Here is a 19,346-nt window from a genome sequence, read left to right as displayed (position 1 = left end):
CCCCGTCGTGGGTCAGATATCGAGAGTGTGGTCGCGCTCCCACTGCGTCAGGTGAGACACATAGGAATTCCACTCTTTCATCTTCATCTTGACGTAGGACGCGGAGAATTCCAGGCCCAGTGCTTCCTTCAGCTCCTCGTCCTTATCGAAGTTCCGCAGCGCATCGAGCAGATTGAGCGGCAGTTTCGGCGCATCTTTCACAAGATGACCGTCCTGGTACATGTCGATGTCCTGGCGCTTGCCCGGATCGGCCGACTTGTTGATGCCGCTCAAGCCTGCAGCAATGATGACCGATTGCAGCAGATACGGGTTGACGGCGCCGTCCGGCAAACGGATCTCGAAGCGGCCCTTGCCCGGAACGCGAACCATGTGCGTGCGGTTGTTGCCGGTCCACGTGACCGAGTTCGGCGCCCACGTTGCACCCGACGCCGTTCTCGGCGCGTTGATGCGCTTGTATGAGTTGACGGTCGGGTTCGTGATAGCAGCAAGGGCTTCCGCGTGGCGCATGATACCGCCGAGGAAGTTGTAGCCCTGCTTCGACAGGCCCATCTCGTCCGAACCGTCATAGAACGCGTTGACCTTGCCCGTCTTATCCCAGACCGAGATATGGGCGTGGCAACCGTTGCCGGTGAGGTTCATGAACGGCTTCGGCATGAACGTCGCGCGCAGTCCGTGCTTCTCGGCGATCGCGCGCGTCATGAACTTGAAGAACGCGTGACGGTCTGCGGTCAGCAGGGTGTCATCGAAGTTCCAGTTCATTTCGAACTGGCCGTTCGCGTCCTCGTGGTCGTTCTGGTAGGCGCCCCAGTTGAGTTCCTGCATGTAATCGCAGATTTCCGCGATCACATCGTAGCGGCGCATCAGGGCCTGCTGGTCGTAGCAGGGCTTCGCGGCATTGTCCTTGCCGTCGGACACCTGCGTGCCGTCGTCATTCGTCAGGAAGAATTCGCACTCGACGCCGGTCTTGACGTAGAGACCCTTGGCGGCAGCCTGCTCGCGCAGCTTTTTCAGGATAACGCGCGGCGCCTGCGCAACCGGCTTATCCTCCATGACGAGGTCAGCAGCGACCCAGCCAACTTCGCGATTCCACGGAAGCTGCACCAACGATGTCGGATCGGGTAGACCGAAAAGATCGGGATGCGCCGGCGTCATGTCGAGCCAGGTCGCAAACCCGGCAAAACCAGCGCCGTCTTTTTGCATATCGGCAATCGCCGACGCGGGAACGAGTTTAGCGCGTTGAAAACCGAAAAGGTCGGTAAACGAAATCATGAAATAGCGGATACCGCGCTCTTTCGCGATCGTCGCAAGATCAAGAGCTTGCGCGCTTGGAGCTAAATCTAAAGGCATTTATCACTCCCGTGATTTTTGTCGTTTGTATTTTTTAAATAGAAGGGGCGGCTTACAAGCCGCCCGCTCCATTCACTCCAGGAATCCAGCTGGTGCCGGCGAGAGGTACACGTGCCATCGCCGCGGCTTCCATCGTAAGTGCGCAAAGATCTTCCGGTTCGAGATTATGAATATTATTATGACCAGCGGCACGAGCCACCGTCTGGATCTCAAGCGTCATCACCTTGAGAAAATTGGCGAGGCGCCGACCGGCGCGAACCGGATCGAGATGCTTGGCGAGTTCCGGATCCTGCGTCGTGATACCTGCGGGATCCTTGCCCTCGTGCCAGTCGTCATAGCAACCGGCTTCCGTGCCGATCTTCGCATACTCGGCATTGAGTGACGGATCGTTGTCGCCGAGCGCTACCATAGCGGCCGTACCGATCGAAACTGCATCCGCGCCAAGTGCAAGAGCCTTTGCTGCGTCGGCACCGTTTCTGATTCCGCCCGAAACGATGAGCTGAACCTTGCGATGCATACCGAGATCCTGCAGTGCCTGCACCGCCGGACGGATACATGCGAGGATCGGCAGACCGACGTGCTCGATGAACACTTCCTGCGTTGCGGCGGTGCCGCCCTGCATGCCATCGAGAACGATGACGTCGGCGCCAGCTTTGACCGCGAGAGCCGTGTCATAATAGGGGCGCGTGCCACCGACCTTCACGTAGATCGGCTTTTCCCAGTCCGTGATTTCGCGCAGCTCGAGGATCTTGATTTCAAGATCGTCGGGTCCCGTCCAGTCAGGGTGACGGCAGGCCGACCGCTGGTCGATACCTTTCGGCAGGTTGCGCATTTCTGCGACGCGATCCGAAATCTTCTGGCCGAGCAGCATGCCGCCGCCGCCGGGCTTCGCGCCCTGGCCGACAACGACTTCGATCGCATCAGCTTTACGAAGATCATCCGGGTTCATGCCGTAGCGTGACGGCAGGTACTGATAGACGAGCGTCTTGGACTGTCCACGTTCTTCCGGCGTCATGCCGCCGTCGCCCGTTGTCGTCGACGTGCCGGCGATACTGGCGCCGCGTCCCAACGCTTCCTTGGCGTTGGCCGAAAGCGCACCGAAGCTCATGCCCGCGATCGTGATCGGGATCTTGAGTTCGATCGGCTTCTTCGCAAATCTCGTCCCGAGCGTAACCGTCGTCGAGCACTTCTCGCGATATCCTTCGAGAGGATAGCGCGAAATCGAGGCTCCGAGGAACAGAAGATCGTCGAAGTGCGGCAGGTGCCGCTTCGTGCCGCCGCCACGGATGTCGTAGATGCCGGTTGCTGCCGCACGACGGATTTCCGACAACGTATAGTCGTCGAACGTCCAGGATTTCCGCGGCGTGGTCTGGGGGTTATGATAAGTCATCAGTATGCGTCCGCGTTGTCGATGTTGAAGTTATAGAGCTTGCGGGCCGAACCGTAGCGCTTGAACTCGCTCGATTTGACGTTGGACATTCCAGCGTCCTTGAGAAGCTTGGTCAGCGTCTCGTGATGTTCGGGACGCATTTCCTTTTCGATGCAGTCGGCGCCGAGGCTTTTCACTTTTCCGCGTACGAAAAGCTTGGCTTCGTAGATCGAGTCACCGAGTGCGTCGCCTGCGTCTCCGCACACAACGAGATGACCGGATTGCGCCATGAACGCCGACATATGGCCGATGTTGCCGTTGACGACGATGTCGATGCCCTTCATCGAGATACCGCAACGCGAGGACGCGTTGCCTTCGATGACCAGCATGCCGCCACGACCCGTGGCCCCGGCGTACTGGCTGGCGTCGCCTTTGATGACGACCCTGCCCGACATCATGTTCTCGGCAACGCCCGGACCGGCCGAACCGTGAACCGTGATCGCAGCCTGCTTGTTCATGCCGCCGCAATAGTAGCCGACGCTACCTTTGACAGAGATGGCAATCGGCGAGTCGACGCCGACCGCGATGGCGTGCTGGCCGCGCGGATTTAAAACTTCCCACGACGCCTCGTTCGCGCCCGAGTCTTGACGGTGTAGGTCTTGATTGAGTTCGCGTAGCGAACTCTTCGCGAGATCGATCGTTCTCATAAGTCGGCACCCTAGCTGACGTTTAGCGTTCCCAGAAATAGACAGTTGCGGGCTCAGGCTCCCACACATGCGCCTTGTCGATATTCGGCAGATCAACCAATGCCCGATATTCCGATCCGAACGCCACGTAGTCGTCGGTTTCAGCCATGACAGCCGGCTTGCACGCGATCGGATCGCGCACGACGCCGAAGCCATTCTTCGTGCCGACAACGAAATTGAAGAAGCCGTCGAGATCGTCGAGCGTACCGCGCAGGGCATCGCCGAGATTGAGACCCTGCTTCATGCGCCACGTGATGTAGGCCGCCGCGACTTCGGTATCGTTTTCAGTCTCGAAACGCATGCCGTCGCGACGCAGTTCGCGGCGGAGGCTGGCGTGATTGGAGAGCGAGCCGTTGTGCACGAGGCACTGGTCGGGTCCGGTCGAGAACGGATGCGCACCGAGGGTCGTCACAGCCGATTCAGTCGCCATGCGCGTGTGGCCGATGGCGTGGCTGCCGGTCATCTTCGCGAGTTCGAAGCGCTTCGCGACATCCGTCGGATAGCCGACTTCCTTGTAAATCTCGATGGCGTCGCCCGCACCCATGATCCGGATGTTCGGGGTATTCGCCCGGAGCCAGGTCACGACCGCGTCCGACTTGTCCGACGGCACAGTCAGGACAGCGTGGCTGGACTTCAAAGCGATATCCGAGGCGACGCCGGCCTCTTTCTTGATCCGGTCCGAAAGCCCCTTGAACGCGTCGGCGTCAGCCGACTGGATCGTGATTTTGCTTTTGCCTTTGCTCGGAGTGCCGTAAACGGCGAAACCAGCCGAGTCCGGACCACGCTCGCACATCGTCGTCAGCATGCTCGAAACCATGCTTCCGAGTTCTGGTTCAAGTGCCTGATTTTTTAGAAAAAGACCCACAATTCCGCACATGACGGCCTGCCTTTTTGATTGAGAATGCTACACATCGACTTATGCGACTTTAAAGCCGGCGTCAACCAGTAAGAACATTTATTTCTCGAGAGGAACATGAATTTTATTTTGCGGCACATTTGGCCGCTCGTGGCCTTGCGCCTGCACCTCTGTCAGGGGCTGACAAAAATCATGCCCCTCAATACACGGACTTCAGTGACTGTGAAGCACTTCTTTTTCCCTAGTCGAATTATTGACGCCCGTTCAGTACGAGTAACCATACGGGGCGCAGGGGCAGATTATCCGTATACGGATAATAACGGACGCATATTTGAATTCCACCAATCTCGAAATGCATCAGCATCGGCGATGTACGTCCACGGTCGAGGATGATCGCGTGATCCCTCCCGCGTCCCAACCGGCGCGATCGCGCTGATCAACACATCCGCCATCTCGAAATAGAGCTTTCGCGCAACAGCATCCATGGAACGGCCCCCGCCGCCGAGACGCTCGCATCGAATAACGATAGCATCGGCAAGCGCGCCCGAACCTTCATTCGTGAGCAAAACCCTTGTCCGCATTTTCCGCAAAACGTGCATCTGCAAAACGTGCAAAGCGCGAAGCGATTATACTGACGCTCGCATACGCTCTGGCACTCGTCGTGGCGTGCTTCGCCATGCCGATAGCTCACGCCGCCGATCGCGACCTCGCAAAACGACAAACGATTGATCGCGAGAAACTCGCCGAATATGCGCAAGCGCGTGCGGCCTACGAAAGCCTCGCTGATCCCTATTGGGAATCGATCGCGAAAAAGCGATCGAAGCGGCGCGCACGACGTTCCTTTAAGAACCTGACGGCGAGCGAATACGTGTTGCAACAGCCGCCCATTTATTCAGGCCCGCTGAAGCCAGCGCCCCCAGACGGCGCAACGTCGCCCGCAAAACCCATTCCCGTCATCGCGGATTTTTTACGAGAAGCCAAAGCTCAGTTCAGTTTCGTTCCCGAGGCACCAAAGACGGAGAACGAATATAAGCGCGCCTACGTGGTCGCTGCGCGAACCGCGGGTCTCACGGCGGAACAGTGCGTCAGGATTTATGCCTTCGAGTCCGGCGGCGACGGCAAATATGATGTGCAGGCCGGACTTGAATATGATGTGCCCGCCGCACGCGCCGTCTCGACGGGCCTCGGATACAATCAATTGCTGAGCACTAATAGCGTCGAACTCCTGGCCGAAGCCGGAGATGAATTCATCTCGGTTCTGAGAAGCAAGGCCAGATCGGCAACGGGCGCCCGCAAGGCTGCGCTTCTCGGCAAGATCGACATCGTGAAGAAAATGATCGCCTTCAGCCGAACTGTCCCCGATCGCTGGAACGATCACGCCCGTCTTGCTGATACCCCGAAAGGCATCGGCATCCATGCTTTGAATCTCGACATCGATGTCGGCCCGCTGCTGCAGGTGAGAAAACTGCTGACGTCGGTTGAGTTCGCCCGTCGCTATGACGTCAACGGACCGCTATCAGCCGCCGAACTCGAAATGATGAATTTGACCGGTGACGGCAACGGCTTCGAAATGGTCATGATGACGGATCGCCTGCGCGCCCGAATTCCAACGTCGAACTTTTTCCAGCGCGGCGGCTATGAACGCAACCCGGTTGCCGGCACCAACAATACCGTTGCGAAACTCATCGCTGCCACGAATGCGAAAATGGACTCCGAGGCCAAGCTTCAAGGCGCGAAAACCATGGCCGCCCTTTTCGAAAAATTCTAATCAGCCAGCCAGTATTACAAATCATTACAAAACCGCGATGATTTGCATCAGAGAAAAGCTCTGTTTCGTCCGCTATCTACGAGAGAAATCAGCCCACTCTTGCAGTCGCATGGCTGGCGCAGCGCACCGTTATCCAGAGGGATGGGGGACATGACGGCATTCACCAGAGAAGAAGTGCTTTCAGTCACGCATTGGACCGACACTCTTTTCAGCTTCACGGCGACGCGGAGCCCGAGCTTGCGCTTTGACAGCGGGCAGTTCGTCATGATGGGCCTTGAGATCGAAGGTCGGCCGCTGACCCGCGCCTATAGCGTGGTGAGTGCAAGCTACGACGACTACCTTGAATTTTTGAGCATCAAGGTTCCGGACGGCGCGCTAACTTCCCGCCTCCAGCACATCAAGGAAGGCGACCGCATTCTCGTCGGACGGAAGCCGACCGGAACTCTCATCATCCCCAATCTTAAGGCCGGTAGAAATCTCTACCTCCTCGGCACTGGAACCGGCCTCGCTCCGTTCATGAGCATCATTCGCGATCCGGAAGCCTACGAGCGCTTCGAGAAAGTTATTCTCGTGCACGGTTGCCGCCTCATCTCGGAACTCGCCTACGGCGACAGGATTATGCGCGAGCTTCCGCAGGACGAATACATCGGAGACGCAATCCGCTCCAAGCTCATCTACTTCCCGACAGTCACGCGCGAGCCGTTCAAGAATCGCGGCCGCATCACAGACTTGATGAAATCACCGGAATTCTACGCCGAGATAAACCTCCCCGTGCTCACGCATGAGCAAGATCGCGTCATGATCTGCGGCAGCCCTTCGATGCTGGGCGAACTCAAAACATTCTGCATCGAGCAAGGTTTCAAGGAAGGCAATTCCGGCGAGCCGGGCGATTTCGTCATCGAAAAAGCGTTCGTCGAAAAATAGCGTCCCGCAATCGTCCGCTTCGATGCGCGCCACGTCGCGAAACCTGTCCGCATGCGCGCGTCGTCATGGACTCGCGACGCAACTTGAGTTGCGCGTCGGCAGGTATGAACTTGAGGAAATAAGGTTTATAGTCCGAGACGCCCGCCCGTAATCCAACCGAGGAAATCGAGAGCATGGCCGATTGGAACCTGAGAAGCACTCGTCGCGAATGGGACGACTGGTTCGGCATTTTCCTTGGAATTTTGATCGCATTGGCCCCGTGGATCGTTGAGGAAGACGGCAATTCGGCCGCCGTCGCAAACGCAGCGATCGCTGGCCTGCTCGTGATGGTCCTCGCCGAAGCCGATCTCGTGAAATTTCGCCGTTGGATCGAAGTCTGCCAGCTGGGTTTGGGCGCGTGGGTCGCGGCGTCGCCTTTCATATTCGACTATGCGGCAAGCGGCAGTCTGCGCTTTCTGCATATCATCGCCGGCATCGCTGTCGCCGCCCTGAGCATTTTGGGACTTCGGCAAAACGAGCAGGACGCCGCATAAACGGCGATGAACGTTTATGCGACGACGGCCGCGGAGATCACATGGCATTGCATCATGTAAAACCGGGGGAAGTTGCAGACCTCGGGCCACTCGACAAAAAGCATTCCGACGCTAAGACGAGCGCGATCGCGAAAACAAATTCGTTCGAAGCGATCCGCCTGATCGTCAAGGCGGGAAGCGAACTTCCGGCGCACGGCGTGACGGGCGAGATCACGTTGCACTGTCTCGAGGGCCACGTCGTACTCCAGCTCGACGACCAAACCGTCGAACTTTCCGCCGGGCAATGGATTTATCTTGAGGGCGGCAGACGTCACGCCGTCAAAGGCATCAAGGATTCATCGCTGCTGCTGACCATCCTGTTTGCCCGCTGACTGGATGAAGCACCGCACGCTTCATAGGTGCTACGAAAGCGACGATAGCAAGCGACGCACTTGCTGCTTCACGCGAGCCGGGACATGGTCCGGAACGTATCCGCTGTTCCGTAGTGATTTTGTCCAGCTCCCGATCGTATCGGACGTACCGGAACGCGCAGACTCGATCGCGTGTTGAATGGAATCCAGGTTGGCGTCGAGCGTGCTCCGCCGCCGGACGGTCGATCGGCCCGCAAGCGTCCCGATGGCAAATCCCAGAACTCCGACCGCCACGAGTGTTAGCACGGGATTATTTTTGAGAACGTCCACGCCCTCTTGCACGACATTGGAAACTCCGTTGTCATCGTCGGCCGTCAGATTCCGACCGCGCTCGTCGGTCGTGGCGAAATCGGATGAAGTGGTGCTCTGCATCGGTTTGACCTCAAGATGATTGTGAAGATGTATCCGGTTGGACTCCGGAAGAATCCGAACCTGGCCGGCTCACGACATAGAGACCAGCAGCCGCGGCTAAAATGATCGGCCAGTTCTTCATGCCGGTTCTCAGAATGGCAGGAAGTACGATCGGCGCCGCCGACGTCACCACCGCCATCACCGTTTCGTCATCGAACAACGATTGCGGTCCAGCCGCTCCGTTTAGGTCTTCCTTCGGTGAGGCTTCGCCCGCAACCGTCGCTTCCGATGCCGCGGCCGTCTGCCGGCTGACGGCTTGCCTCCGGCGAATTCTGACCACCAGCGCCACGACGAAGCCGAGGAGACAGAACGCTCCGGCGACGATCAGCGTGCCGAGTTCCGAGCCATAAACGCGATCGAGATAAAGCGTGAAGCTTGTCGCCGCGAACCCGAGCGCGACCAGGAACGGAATTGCGATGACAATCCGGTTTCCGAGATCGCCGATTGCCGAATCGACGGTTTGTTCCGCGCGTTTGAAGAGGGCCGCAAACATTCGTTGATCCTAATATTAGGCCTTCCACAGGGCGCCAAGGACAAAGCCCGCCGCGACGGCGAGGCCGAGAGTAGTCATCGGTTGGTCGGAGACGGATTTGTCGAGTGCCTTGGAAAAATTCTTGCCGACCTTCTGAACGTTGGAGCTAAGCTCTGCTCCTTGCGCGAGAAGTTCGTCGCGGGTCTGCTCGACATGAGCGGCGGCCCGCCCTACCGCATCCGCCGCGCGCGTTCCCGCATCGGTGACGCGCTCCACCATATCATCGGAGCGTCCTTCTGGAGTTTCCTGTCGTGCCATTGCGTGCCTCGTCAATTGAGCGGCTCATGAGCTGTGTAAATCAAACGTCAAACGCGGCGCCCGACGACTTTGTTCCGGTTCGGCTCAGTAACTTCCCGAGAGCGCGGCTCCGCGTTTCTGCACGCTCGCCGGTGTTACCGACGACGCCGGCGGATTAGAAAGATCATCCGAATTCAGCGAAGCCATTAAATCCGTTAATCGATTGAATACCTGCGCTTGAACATTGCCGCGCGAAGAGACCGAAATATTTCCGGCCGGCCGCGTCAGATCGATAACCGCAATTTGAGAGTTCGGAAATTTCTCGGCGCCCTTTCTCGCCATGAAGGCCAGAGCTTTGTCGGCGACGCCGGCAACAGTAATAAAAACAAGCTTTTTCGGAGCCGAAACTTGGCCAGCATCGATGCTCGATAACGCCGTCAAGCCGGAACCGCCCAAAATCGCGCTTGCAGCACCCGGAATGCGGGCGTTGACGGCCCCGACGGCGAAACGCGCGGCGAACGTATCAAAGACGCCACGCACCGGTATGATCAAAACTGCGGCCCCATCCTCACCGACCTGCGGCAGGCTTTCCGCGGCGACGTCACGGATCGTTTCGTCAAGCTCCTTCATCGCGTCGTCATCGAAGCGTCCGCGCCGTCGGTCGATGACCGCAAACTGCAAGGACGGAAAAACGAGATTGTCCAGGATGGTTTCAGGCGACGAAGTCTCCCGAGCCTCCTCAATCTGATCGTTGGCCGCATACGTGTCGCCGGACAGCAAGCGATGGTAAAATTCCTGCTGCTCGGAAAGCGGCGGCTCATCGCCAAGAAGCACGGAAACAAATTCGAGATCCGGAATGTACCGCCCGAGGACCACCACAACGAGCGTCAGCGGCGCGGCAAGCACAAGTCCGATCGGCCCCCATACCAGTGTCCAGAAGCTCGCCGCCAGGATCATTGCAAACGGCGACAACCCGGCCCGCTTGCCGAGAAAGAACGGCTCGAGCACCTGCCCCATGATCGGCTCGCCGATGACGAACAAGGCAAGCGTGGCAATCGCTTTCGTCCAGCCGGGATCGACCGCCGCAGCGAGCAGGACGGGGGGAATAGCGGCGACGTAGACGCCGATGAACGGCACGAACCTCATGATGAACGCCACCACGCCCCAGAGCGGCGCGTTTGGAACACCGACGATCATCAGCACGCAGCCGACAACCACGCCGAATGAAGCGTTGAGAATGACCTGCCCCGTGAACAGCGCCGAAAGCCGCTCTCCGGCATCCGACATCGCCGACGTCGTCTCGGTCATGTTGTCCGTGCCGAAGACCCGGACGACGCGATCCCTGATGTCCCGGTACTGCGCCAGCAGAAAAAGCGTGAAAAGAAACGTCAATGCCATCTGTGCAAGAGGCTCGGCAAGGATTTGAATGCCGCGCCAGGTATCACTGGTGCTGTCTTGCTCGACGACGACTTTCGTTTCGGGCTTGGCCTCCGGCTGCGTCGCGGAGTCGGCACCGAGCTTCAGCTCACGGTTCAGCATTTTCTGGTAGGTTTCGACCGCATCGATCGCCCGGCTGACGACACCCGACGGAGCCGAGCTGCCAACCACGGCGTGAACCTTGTCCATGACGTTGGCGCGATACGCAGGAAGGTCGGCGGCCAGCGATAAAAGCTGCGAGCTGAGCGCGATCGAGGCACCGAGCAAAAGCCCTGTCGTGGCGACAACCACCGAGGCGACCGATAGCCATTCAGGCACCGCATGCTGTTCGAGCCAGCGGACGACCGGAACCAGGATGAAGCACGCAATTACAGCGAGCGCCAAAGGCACCAGGATCGGCCGCCCGAGAACGAGCGTCGCGATCAGGATTGCCGCGACCACGAGCGCGGCGGACAATGTTCGGAGGGAATTGGAGACGAGCGGCATGAGGCGGATTCCAAGAAGCGCTCGTGCTGAACACCTCAACGCCGCTCTTGTTCCGTCACCGCCGAGCGCGAGGGCAGCACGATATGCGGAGTTCGGAAGTTCCGGTTGACGGCGGACGCGGAGCAGCCCAATCCAGCCGACGGTCGTCTTCAATCAAAAACGCGGATTTCCAATGCAGGTGACGGACCTCGAAATTGCAGGCCTAAAACTGATGATTCCTCCGCGCTTTGAGGACGAGCGCGGATTTTTCTCTGAAACCTACAGCGAGAAAGCCCTTCAAGAGGCCGGGCTGCCGACCACGTTCGTGCAGGACAATTTTTCGTTGTCGACACGCAAAGGCACGATCCGCGGCCTGCATTTCCAGCGGACGCCCCATGCCCAGGCCAAGCTCGTCCGGGTGAACCGGGGGCGCATCCTGGACATAGCTGTGGATCTCAGACGATCGTCGCCCACTTACGGCAAGCACGTCGCGGTCGAACTCTCGCGACAAAACTGGGCGCAGCTTTATATTCCAGCCGGCTTCGCTCATGGCTTCTGCACGCTCGAACCCGACACCGAGGTTGCCTACAAAACCTCCTCACCCTACGCGCCCGAATATGAAGCTGGAATTCTATGGTCCGACCCGAGCCTCGCGATAGCCTGGCCGGTCGCCGCGCACGACGTGACAGTTTCCGACAAGGATGCGCGGCTACCCTCCTTCGCGAATATGGCCATAGCCTTCTGAGACCGCGCGGCTTCTCGGGGGAAGGATGCGCGCATGAAAGTCATCATAACCGGCGGCGCAGGCTTTATCGGCTCAGCGCTTGTTCGCCATCTCGTGCGCGATCGCGCGTGGCATATCGCCAACGTCGACAAGTTGACGTATGCCGCCAATCTCGAATCCCTGAAGTCTGTTTCAAGCGCACCGAACCACCGCTTCTTTCCCGCCGACATTTGCGATGCTGCCGCGATGGACGCGATCTTCGCCGACATCGAACCTGACGCCGTCATCCATCTCGCGGCCGAAACCCACGTTGACCGGTCCATCAACGGCTCGGCCGAATTCATCAAAACGAATATCCTTGGTACCCACGTTCTTCTCGAAGCCGCGCGACGCTATTGCTCGAACCTCAATGATGGAGCGCGCGGCCGCTTCCGGTTCCTCCATGTCTCGACGGATGAGGTATTCGGCTCGCTGGCGCCCGGAGCCTTCTTCACCGAAAGCACGGCCTACGATCCGCGTTCACCCTATTCCGCAAGCAAAGCCGCCTCGGATCATCTCGCTAGCGCCTGGTACGCGACATACGGCTTGCCGACCATCACGACCAACTGCTCGAACAATTACGGGCCGCACCAGTTTCCCGAGAAGCTGATCCCGCTCGTCATTCTGAATGCACTCGAAGGCAAGCCCCTGCCCGTCTACGGCGACGGCCGCCAGGTGCGCGATTGGCTTCACGTGGACGATCACGTGACGGCGCTGACGCGGATCGTCGAGCACGGCCGCGTCGGACAAACTTATAATATCGGAGGCCGCGCGCCGATGGAGAACATCGCCGTCGTCGAACACATCTGCGCAGCCTTGGACGCGCTGCGTCCATCTCGACGTCCACGTCGTGACCTCATCGTCCACGTCGAGGATCGCCCCGGACACGACCGCCGATACGCGATCGATCCGGCGAAGATCGAATCCGAACTCGGATGGCGCACCGAACACTCGTTCGCGACGGGCATCGCTGACACGGTGCGATGGTATCTCGAGAACGAAGACTGGTGGCGCCCGCTGCGAGACGGCGTGTATTCGGGATCGCGTCTTGGTCTTCTCACTCCGGCGGCGCCAATCCTTGCACAACGCGCGGGTAACGCCGCGTGAGTGGGATCAAAGGCATCATTCTCGCAGGCGGCAGCGGCACGCGCCTCTATCCGTTGACGCTCGCAATCTCGAAGCAGCTGCTTCCGGTCTACGACAAGCCGATGATCTATTATCCGCTGACCGCTTTGATGCTGGCGGGCATTCGCGACATTCTGATCATCACGACGCCGCAGGATCAGGATCAATTCAAGCGCCTGCTCGGCGATGGCTCGCAATTCGGCGTTCGCCTGAGCTACGCGATTCAGCCGACGCCCGCGGGGCTCGCGCAGGCGTTCATCATCGGCCGCGACTTCATTGGCGGCGACCGGTGCGCGCTCGTGCTCGGAGACAACATATTTTACGGCCACGGCTTTGCCGACATGGTGTGCGCCGCCGCGGCACGGCCGTCCGGCGCGACGATATTCGTCTATCAGGTTGCCGATCCAAAGCGCTACGGCGTCGTGACGTTCGACGCAACCGGCCACGCGAGATCGATCGAGGAAAAGCCGGACGTTCCGAAATCCAACTGGGCCGTAACCGGGCTTTATTTCTACGACAATCGCGTCGTCGATCTTGCTGCGCGGGTTCAGCCGTCCGCGCGTGGGGAACTCGAGATCACCACGCTAAACGAAATGTACATGGACCTGGACAGCCTCTATGTCGTGACGATGGGTCGCGGCTTCGCATGGCTCGATACGGGAACGTTCGACAGCCTGCAGGACGCCAGCGAGTATATGTCGACGATGGAACGGCGGCAGGGCCTGAAGATTTCCTGCCCCGAAGAGGTCGCGCTTCGCTTAGGCTTCGTTACCCCCAGCGAAATGCGGAAATGGGTCGCGAATCTCGGAAGCAACACGTATGCAAAATACGTCGAAGGCGTGATCTCTGAAGTCGACGCGCCAGATCCAGCCGCGTCATGATCTGAAGACGCTCACCGACGTGCACTGAACATACGATTGAGCCCACAGCAGGTGCATCGAACCATAAGTTGCGATCTCGCATATTGACATTTTCCGGTTGCTGGCCGCACCTGCCCGTGTACGCCGCAGATTTTTTCTGGGATTAAGCACTCGGCCGCGAAATGCCGCGCGTGGTAGCATGGATTCGCCGGTAAAAGACTTTGCAGGGCGATGAGAGGGCAGCGCCACAATCATTGCTCAGGCGGATTGTAAGGGATGCCAGGCCCTCGGTGATTTAATCGTCATCGCACGTTGAGCGAGAGAGTCATGCCGTCGGACACGCTGGATTTACTGAAACGCCTCGCGCGCGACTACGGGCGCGAATATGCGCCGCAGTACGCCTTGGCGATTGCCGCGATGATCATCGTCGCGGCCACGACGGCGCTCAGCGCGTACCTCATGAAGTACGTCATCGATACGATCTTCGTGCAGCAAAACCGCGCCGCCCTGATGGGAATTACGCTTGGCATCATCGTAATCTTCCTCGTCAAGGGCTTGGCCGCCTACGCGTCGGAAGTGATGGTCGGCACCATCGGCAACCGTCTTGTCGCCGAAACGCAGAGGCGCATGTTCAACCACTTGCTGAAGGTCGACATCGCATTCTTTCACAGCCATTCCTCGAGCGATCTCGTCACACGCATCTCGAATAACGCGGCCGCGACGCGTGACGTCCTGAACATGATCTCGATGAGCTTCGGCCGAGACGTTTTCACGATCATCGGATTGGTTGCGACGATGATCATTCTCGATCCGATCATGACCGCGATATCGCTCGTTGGCGGTCCCCTCATCGCCATTACGTCGCGAAAGCTGCGTAAGCGTGTTCAGAAAGCCGCCAAGACCGAGGTGAATAAGACGGCCGGCATTATTCAAGCAACCCGCGAGCTCAGCCAGGGGACGCAGGTCGTCAAATCGTTCCAGCTTGAAAACCACATGCGAACGCGCGCCATGAACGCGATCAGCGCCGTCGAACGGCTCAACATCAAAATGTTGCGCATCAAGGCGACGGTGAACCCGATGATGGAAGCCGCAGGCGGCTTCGCGGTCGCTGGCGTCGTATTTTACGCGGGCTGGCGCAATCTCAACTATGGGGATACGCCCGGCCAGTTTTTTGCATTCATCACGGCGCTGCTGATGTGCGCCGATCCCGCGCGGCGCGTGTCGCGCGTTCATCTCCAGCTCGCGTCCGCCATGGTCGGCGTTCGCATGATGTATGAACTGCTGGACACCCCCGCGAAAGAAGACGAGCCCCCCGGCAAGCCCGAACTCACCGTCACGCGCGGCGAAATCGAGTTCCACGACGTCACGTTCTCTTACGTGCCCGGCAAAGCCACGATCAATGGCTTGAATTTGACGGCGCCCGCAGGCAAGACGACGGCGCTCGTCGGGCTCTCCGGCGGCGGCAAGACGACAATTTTCTCGCTGCTGCAACGTTTCCGTGAGCCTGACGCCGGATACATCACGATCGACGGCCAGAACATCGCCTCGACATCGCTGCCCTCGGTCCGCCGCAACATCTCAACCGTCGGGCAGGATGCCTTCCTGTTCGATGGAACGATCATCGACAATATCCGCACCGGTCTTGAATCCGCGTCCGACCAGCAGTGCGTCGACGCCGCAAAGTCAGCGAGCGCTGATGAGTTCATCGTCAAGCTTCCGATGAAATACGACTCGCCGGTTGGAGAGTTGGGAACTCAGGTTTCCGGCGGGCAACGCCAGCGCATCGCCCTCGCCCGCGCCTTTTTGAAGGACGCCCCGATCATCCTCCTCGACGAGCCGACATCGGCTCTCGACAGCCATACGGAGGATATCATTCAGCGAGAGCTGAAGCAGCTGACGACGGGAAAGACCACGCTGGTGATCGCCCATCGCCTTTCGACGATTCTTCACGCCGATCTCATCCACGTCATCGACGCGGGTCGGATCATCGAAAGCGGCACCCACGACGAGCTGCTCGCTCAAGGCGGAGCCTACGGCCGCCTGTTCAAGCTCCAGTTCGCCAAATACGCCGAGCAGACGGATACGCTCGCCCGCGCCCGCGCCGTCTAAAGCGCGCCACGCGCGCCTTCCCGGCTGAACGCCTGCACCGAGAGAGCCGCCAGCGCGAGCACCGCGCCGAACCCGCAAACAGCGAACCAGCCGCCGCTGTCCCAAGCGACGATGCCGCCGATGGAACCGAACGCACCTCCGACGAACATGGTCGTCATGAAAACAGTATTGAGCCGGCTGCGTGCTTCAGGCCGGAGGTCATAGATCATATGCTGGTTTGAGATCAGCGTACTTTGCGCCGCGAGGTCCAGAACGATCACGCCCGCCACCAGTCCGGCCAGTTGATCCCACGCCGCGAAGATCAGCCACGAAACAACAACCAGCCCCGCTCCAAGGCGCAGCACGAGCCCGCTGCCGCGCTTGTCCGCCAGACGCCCTGCAAGCGGCGCGGCAATGACTCCGGCGGCCCCGACGACGCCGAACAACCCGGCAGCGTCAGCACCGAGATTGAAATGAGGCTCTTCCAGATGCAGCGCGAGAACGGTCCAGAAGGCGGAGAAGGATGCGAACACAGCCGCCTGCATCAGGCTCGCGCGCCTGAGCTTCGGCTCGGAAACCCAAAGATGGACGAGCGATTTGAGCGCCTCCGCGTACTTGAGGCCAGAGTGCGGATAGTTCCGCGGCAAAGCAATCGCCATCGCGATCGCTCCAGCAATAGACATAGGCAGCCCGAGCTGGAACATCTCGCGCCAGCCAGCATAGGTCGCGACAAAGCCTGACAGCAACCGGCTGAGAAGAATGCCGCACAGCAGTCCAGCCATCACCATTCCGATCGTGCTGCCGCGCCTGTCGGCGGCAGCCAGCGACGCGGCGAAAGGAATGATCTGCTGCGCGACCGAAGCACACGCCCCGACGACCAGCGACGCGCCGACCAGCGCCGCGGCGTTGGGCGCGAGCGACGCAGCGAACGACGCCAATCCGAGAACGATGAATTGCCCGACAATCAAGCGCCGGCGATCCATAAGGTCACCGAGCGGCACGAGCATGAAGAGCCCAAGCCCATACCCGATCTGCGTCGCTGTCGGAATAAGGCCCACCCACCACGAGCCGGAAAATTCCCGTTTGATGACGCCGAGCATCGGCTGGTTGTAGTAAATGTTTGCAACCGCGACGCCACACGCGATCGCCATCGTCAAAATCAACCCGAAGCTCAACGGCCGCTCGCCATCTTCCACCGCCGTCACTTGCTCGCTGCTCATGCGGTTCCTTCCCCGAACTTCGATATCAAAGCCGGCATCGGTGATCACAGGCCATGAATTAGCAGATTTCGTGCGCCATCCCTAAGCGCGGCGGAACTATCATCCATCCAGTTGCGTAACCCTTCCCGGCGCGTTTCGAACACCGATTAAACATCATTTACCCTGCGACCCGTACGAACGTGCGATGGGATTTAAAAACCCACGGCTATAAATGCTGATCTGGCTCTTCAAGGAGGATGCAATGAGAGTGATCATGACGTTGATCGTAGGCTGCCTCATGTCGTCAGCCGCAATGGCCGCCGACGCGACCTGCAACGCAACGGCGAATGAAAAGAAACTTCACGGCGCAGCGCTCAATAGCTTCATCACGAAGTGCGAGAAAGACGCAAAATCCAAGTGCGACGCCGACGCCAAGGCGAAAAACCTGCATGGCGCCGCCGAGACCAGCTTCACGACGAAATGCCTAAAGGATGCCTCGGGCACCTGACGCCGGTACCGGAGCGAGCCGAGTCCGCAATGCCGTTCGCATCGTCGGCGGGCCCGCTCCACTCTCCACCCTCATATCAGGTGATTCCATCCCGGGGCCCAGCAGCCGCTTCCCCACGGCACCGCGAAACGGACGGTCGTATCCCTCTTAATAAAATCGCAAGATTTCGGGCAAGCAAGGCCGTCTCTAAATCGACCATCGATAATGACTAATTAAATCAAATTCTCAGCGTTTATTTATTCAGCTCACGTACAAATTGAAACTTGCGAATTCGGTGTTTCCGCCCTTTCAGGCCAGCCCGCAAGGTTCAATTCAAATGAAATATTCCGTCAATCGATCGCCCCGGCTGCGCCAAACGGCACAAAACCCATCGACAGATACTCAGCACGCAGAAGAAGAAATTGCTGACGCCGCGTTCAGTGCCAATATGCAGCTTTCTTTCCTCGAATCTGCAATCAAGGACTGGAGAACGCAGCGCGCCAACGGCAAAGAGGAAGGTGAGCACGCCCCTGACGGTTTAAGTCAAACCGATGTCGCACCGAAGTCCTCATGGCGAACCTCGCTCTCTAGAATACCGCTCTCCACCGTTGCCAAGTCCGCGTTGGCCGTTGCCGTCGCGCTGGTGCTGGGCTGGGCTCCCACCGTTCGCCTCCTCGCCACGACGAGCGCCGAAGCCATCGTCAATGCCCGCGTGATTACGCTGCGCGCACCGATCGAGGGCGACGTCACGATGGCAGCCGCCGCAACCGACATCGGCAGCACGTTCCGAAACAATGAAACAATCTTAACGATCCAGAACCGCCGCGCCGACTATTCCCATCTCGATGGCTTGCGCCGCGAGCGCGACCAGCTCGGCACCGCCATCGCGGCGCTTGAGGCGAAGAAACAGATTCTGACCGAAAACCTTAGCGAACTGACCGAGCAGCAGGAGAATTTTCGCGTCGGCCGCATCATGCAACTTGAGCAGCGCATCCGCGAAATAGAGGCTGACATCGCCGCCACCGAAGCGCAACACGACATGGCGCTGACGACATTGACACGCGCTAGCGCGCTGAGAAAGACGGACGCCGTTAGCCAAGCGTTCCTCGACAAGGCATTGCAGGACGAGCGCGTCACGAAGAACACGATCCAGAGCCTCACCGAACGGCGCAAGGGCGCGATGGTCGAACTCGATGCGGCAAGGAAGTTCATCTTTATCGGCGACAGCTATAACGACACGCCGCAATCGGCTCAGCGCAAGATGGAAGTCGCGCTGGAATTGGCGGACGTTCGCGCCCGCCTCGAAGGCAGCAAGGCGGAACTGGCCGTCCTCATGACACGCATCGATGCGGAAACGCGGCGGCAGGAGGAATTGTCCACAGCCGCCATTCGCTCGACCGTCAATGGCCGCGTCTGGGAAATTCTCACCGCGCCGGGCGAGCATGTCAACGCCGGGCAGGACCTCATGCGTCTGCTCGACTGCGGTAGCGCCATGGTCACCGCAAGCGTCAGCGAAACGGCATATCAGAAACTGAGAATTGGCCAGAACGCGACGTTCCAGCCGCGCGGCGGCGGCAAGGAATTGCACGGCCGCATCGTCGGATTGAACGGCCTCGCGGCGGTCGCCTCGAACAGCGCCATCCAGCAGAGCATGCTGGCGCGCGAGCCCTATCACGTCACGCTGAATTTTCCGGGTCTCACCGAAGGCGCGGAGTGCCAGATCGGCCGTTCGGGCCTCGTCAAGTTCGACACATCGTCCGCGCCAACGCTCGCGTCGGCTGACTGAACG

General features: G+C 59.3%; 19 protein-coding genes. 10 read left to right on the top strand and 9 right to left on the bottom strand.

Translation table 11 applies throughout. The features are described 5' to 3' along the window. Window positions 1-12: 12 nt before the first annotated feature. The 4 genes from glnT to WC026_RS06370 are packed head-to-tail and all read right to left on the bottom strand — an operon-like array spanning window position 13 to window position 4,339. A complete protein-coding gene (glnT, locus tag WC026_RS06385; protein ID WP_372710002.1) occupies window positions 13-1,347 on the bottom strand; it encodes a type III glutamate--ammonia ligase in 1,335 nt (444 codons plus the stop codon). 52 nt (window positions 1,348-1,399) lie between these two features. Continuing rightward, entirely contained in the window at window positions 1,400-2,737 is a 1,338-nt protein-coding gene (locus WC026_RS06380; protein WP_372710001.1) for an FMN-binding glutamate synthase family protein, read from the bottom strand. Beyond that, entirely contained in the window at window positions 2,737-3,423 is a 687-nt protein-coding gene (locus WC026_RS06375; protein ID WP_372710000.1) for a protein GlxC, read from the bottom strand. Before WC026_RS06375 ends, WC026_RS06380 begins: the two co-directional genes overlap by 1 nt. A gap of 22 nt (window positions 3,424-3,445) precedes the next feature. Beyond that, a complete protein-coding gene (locus WC026_RS06370) occupies window positions 3,446-4,339 on the bottom strand; it encodes a glutamine amidotransferase family protein (protein ID WP_372709999.1) in 894 nt (297 codons plus the stop codon). Window positions 4,340-4,994: 655 nt separating this feature from the next. Here WC026_RS06370 and WC026_RS06365 point away from each other — a divergent pair. From WC026_RS06365 to WC026_RS06350, 4 genes are all read left to right on the top strand, one after another. Then, a complete protein-coding gene (locus tag WC026_RS06365; RefSeq protein WP_372709998.1) occupies window positions 4,995-6,086 on the top strand; it encodes a hypothetical protein in 1,092 nt (363 codons plus the stop codon). A gap of 150 nt (window positions 6,087-6,236) precedes the next feature. Further along, the gene (locus WC026_RS06360) at window positions 6,237-7,010 is read left to right on the top strand and encodes a ferredoxin--NADP reductase (RefSeq protein WP_372709997.1); all 774 of its coding nucleotides are present in this window, start codon (window positions 6,237-6,239) and stop codon (window positions 7,008-7,010) included. A 173-nt stretch (window positions 7,011-7,183) separates the two neighbouring features. Next, entirely contained in the window at window positions 7,184-7,543 is a 360-nt protein-coding gene (locus tag WC026_RS06355) for an SPW repeat protein (protein ID WP_372709996.1), read from the top strand. A 41-nt stretch (window positions 7,544-7,584) separates the two neighbouring features. Then, window positions 7,585-7,914 carry a cupin domain-containing protein gene (locus WC026_RS06350; protein ID WP_372709995.1) on the top strand — a complete coding sequence of 110 codons (330 nt, stop codon included), beginning with the start codon at window positions 7,585-7,587 and terminating at the stop codon, window positions 7,912-7,914. A 30-nt stretch (window positions 7,915-7,944) separates the two neighbouring features. Here WC026_RS06350 and WC026_RS06345 read toward each other — a convergent pair whose 3' ends face one another. The 4 genes from WC026_RS06345 to WC026_RS06330 form a co-directional block, all read right to left on the bottom strand. Beyond that, window positions 7,945-8,325: a hypothetical protein gene (locus WC026_RS06345; RefSeq protein ID WP_372709994.1), complete on the bottom strand. Its 381-nt coding sequence runs from the start codon at window positions 8,323-8,325 to the stop codon at window positions 7,945-7,947. 10 nt (window positions 8,326-8,335) lie between these two features. Further along, a complete protein-coding gene (locus tag WC026_RS06340) occupies window positions 8,336-8,857 on the bottom strand; it encodes a hypothetical protein (protein ID WP_372709993.1) in 522 nt (173 codons plus the stop codon). A 15-nt stretch (window positions 8,858-8,872) separates the two neighbouring features. Beyond that, a complete protein-coding gene (locus WC026_RS06335; RefSeq protein ID WP_372709992.1) occupies window positions 8,873-9,154 on the bottom strand; it encodes a hypothetical protein in 282 nt (93 codons plus the stop codon). Between the two features lie 84 nt (window positions 9,155-9,238). After that, the gene (locus WC026_RS06330; RefSeq protein WP_372709991.1) at window positions 9,239-11,056 is read right to left on the bottom strand and encodes an AI-2E family transporter; all 1,818 of its coding nucleotides are present in this window, start codon (window positions 11,054-11,056) and stop codon (window positions 9,239-9,241) included. 172 nt (window positions 11,057-11,228) lie between these two features. Between WC026_RS06330 and rfbC the strand changes: the two genes are divergently transcribed. From rfbC to WC026_RS06310, 4 genes are all read left to right on the top strand, one after another. After that, the gene (gene rfbC, locus WC026_RS06325) at window positions 11,229-11,780 is read left to right on the top strand and encodes a dTDP-4-dehydrorhamnose 3,5-epimerase (protein WP_372709990.1); all 552 of its coding nucleotides are present in this window, start codon (window positions 11,229-11,231) and stop codon (window positions 11,778-11,780) included. Window positions 11,781-11,813: 33 nt separating this feature from the next. Further along, window positions 11,814-12,905, top strand: coding sequence for a dTDP-glucose 4,6-dehydratase (rfbB, locus tag WC026_RS06320; protein WP_372709989.1), 1,092 nt, complete (start codon window positions 11,814-11,816; stop codon window positions 12,903-12,905). Window positions 12,906-12,910: 5 nt separating this feature from the next. Next, a complete protein-coding gene (rfbA, locus tag WC026_RS06315; RefSeq protein ID WP_372710028.1) occupies window positions 12,911-13,804 on the top strand; it encodes a glucose-1-phosphate thymidylyltransferase RfbA in 894 nt (297 codons plus the stop codon). Window positions 13,805-14,110: 306 nt separating this feature from the next. Further along, on the top strand, window positions 14,111-15,892 hold the full coding sequence (locus WC026_RS06310; protein WP_372709988.1) for an ABC transporter ATP-binding protein: 1,782 nt from the start codon (window positions 14,111-14,113) through the stop codon (window positions 15,890-15,892). Here WC026_RS06310 and WC026_RS06305 read toward each other — a convergent pair. After that, entirely contained in the window at window positions 15,889-17,091 is a 1,203-nt protein-coding gene (locus WC026_RS06305) for an MFS transporter (protein ID WP_372709987.1), read from the bottom strand. The genes WC026_RS06310 and WC026_RS06305 overlap by 4 nt on opposite strands. A gap of 253 nt (window positions 17,092-17,344) precedes the next feature. Between WC026_RS06305 and WC026_RS06300 the strand changes: the two genes are divergently transcribed. Then, a complete protein-coding gene (locus tag WC026_RS06300; RefSeq protein ID WP_372709986.1) occupies window positions 17,345-17,578 on the top strand; it encodes a hypothetical protein in 234 nt (77 codons plus the stop codon). Window positions 17,579-18,005: 427 nt separating this feature from the next. After that, window positions 18,006-19,343 carry an HlyD family secretion protein gene (locus tag WC026_RS06295; RefSeq protein WP_372709985.1) on the top strand — a complete coding sequence of 446 codons (1,338 nt, stop codon included), beginning with the start codon at window positions 18,006-18,008 and terminating at the stop codon, window positions 19,341-19,343. Window positions 19,344-19,346: the final 3 nt, after the last annotated feature.

Source organism: Hyphomicrobium sp., from assembly GCF_041674905.1.
GTDB lineage: Bacteria > Pseudomonadota > Alphaproteobacteria > Rhizobiales > Hyphomicrobiaceae > Hyphomicrobium_B.
This window is presented reverse-complemented; position numbering and strand designations above follow the sequence as displayed.